This is a genomic window from Halorubrum vacuolatum (assembly GCF_900188065.1).
GTDB classification, from domain to species: domain Archaea; phylum Halobacteriota; class Halobacteria; order Halobacteriales; family Haloferacaceae; genus Halorubrum; species Halorubrum vacuolatum.
Genome location: NZ_FZNQ01000056.1, coordinates 1 through 1639, shown reverse-complemented (window position 1 = coordinate 1639; position 1639 = coordinate 1). Strand labels below are relative to the sequence as shown.

The 1639-nt window shown below is 54.6% G+C and carries 1 protein-coding gene; it reads right to left on the bottom strand.

What is annotated here, in order from left to right:
• On the bottom strand, positions 1-1639 hold a 1639-nt coding region (locus tag CHB65_RS16615), incomplete at both ends, for a PAS domain S-box protein (RefSeq protein WP_143420480.1).

Sequence of the window (1639 nt, the reverse complement as noted above, 5' to 3'; positions counted from 1 at the left end):
TTCTGCCGCTGTAGTTCGCTTTCACGTTGCTTGTGCTCGGTTATATCGACGAGATACCCCAGCCGATGGGTGATCTCGCCATTTTCCCGGATGTTTTTCGTATGATCAAGCACCCATCGAACGTCATCGTCCGCGGTCACCACCCGATAGGGGTCGTGACTAAACCGGTCCGTCTCCGGATCGGAGTTGCTCTCGACTTCACGAGCAACTCGCTCACGGTCCTCCTCATGAATGAGTTCCACTGATCTTATCTCACCGGTCTCGAATACATCGGACTCGTAGCCGAACACCTTCTCAACGTTGTCAGAGACGTACTCGATTGGCCACCCCTCCGCTTCGCGCCACTTGAAAACGACAGCGGGCCCCTCGGCAAACATGTCGCGTTCTTCCTCAAGTGCTCTGGAAGTTTTTCGTTCATTGATGTCAATGTGAATGCCAACCGCACGAGTCGGATTGCCGTCTTCATCGCACTCGAAAATCTTCCCAACATCACGAATCCACTTCCAGCGGCCATCAGCAGCCCGCATCCGGTGCTCGGTGTCGTAGTATTCTGTTTCGCCGGCGATGTGCTCATTGAGGGTATTCTCTGCGAATTCGCGGTCGTCAGGATGCACTCTGTGTTCCCACTCATCGATATGCGAGCCGATCTCGTCAGGTTCGTACCCAAGCATCGTCGCCCAGTTATCATTTAATTCAACGTCGTCGGTCCGCATATCCCAGTCCCAGACACCCAGATTCGCGCCATCGATGGCAAGTTCGAGACGCTCGTTGAGGTCCTGAATTTCTTGTTCGCGCGTCTTCCGGTTGGTGATATCCCGGGCCGAGACGAGGATCCCCTCAATCAGTGGATTGTCTAACTTGTTTTGTGCCCGGTTTTCAAACCATCGCCACTGGCCATCCTGCGTGCGTAGCCGATATTCAGAGACGACCAATTCATCTGGGTGCTGCAATAGATGTTCTAAATCGCTCTGGAGCAGCTCAATATCCTCGGGATGGACATACTTTGAAGCCGATTCATCAACAAGATTCTGTGGTTCGAACTCGAGCAGACTGTTCGGGACAGGACTCTGATACGTGACCGCTCCATCTGCGTTAAGGATCAGAAAAAAGTTGCTCGAATGTTTGATTATTTCATGCTGCCGTTTGAGTTTCTGCTCTCGCTCTTTGCGGTCGGTAATATCCCGCAGTGTCCCGACTGAGCCCTCGAACTCCTCTCCCTCGTACGGCAGAACGCCCATATGGTCCGCACAGGCGATTGGCTCACCATCGCGGGGCTGGATCGTCACTTCGAATGTGACTGTTTCCGGCCCTTGGTGCGACAGCAACTGGCCGAGCCGGTGTTCAGCCTCTTCGACGGCGTCATCGTCTTTGATCAGCGATGGCGTACTCCCGAGAATCGTCTCCCGGTCGTAGCCGGTCAACTCGACGAACTCGTCGTTGATGTATGTGAACCGCCCGTTCTCATCAAGGACGTACACCGCGTCGGTGAGCGCTTCGATGATTGTCTCGTATTGTTCGAGCTCTTCCCGACGTGCCTTGCGGTCGGTGATGTCGTGCCCGGCCCCTCGGAGTGTCCGCACCTCCCCATTCTCAACGACCGGCGTGATCGTTACATCCAGCAAACGTTCGTCACCGTCAT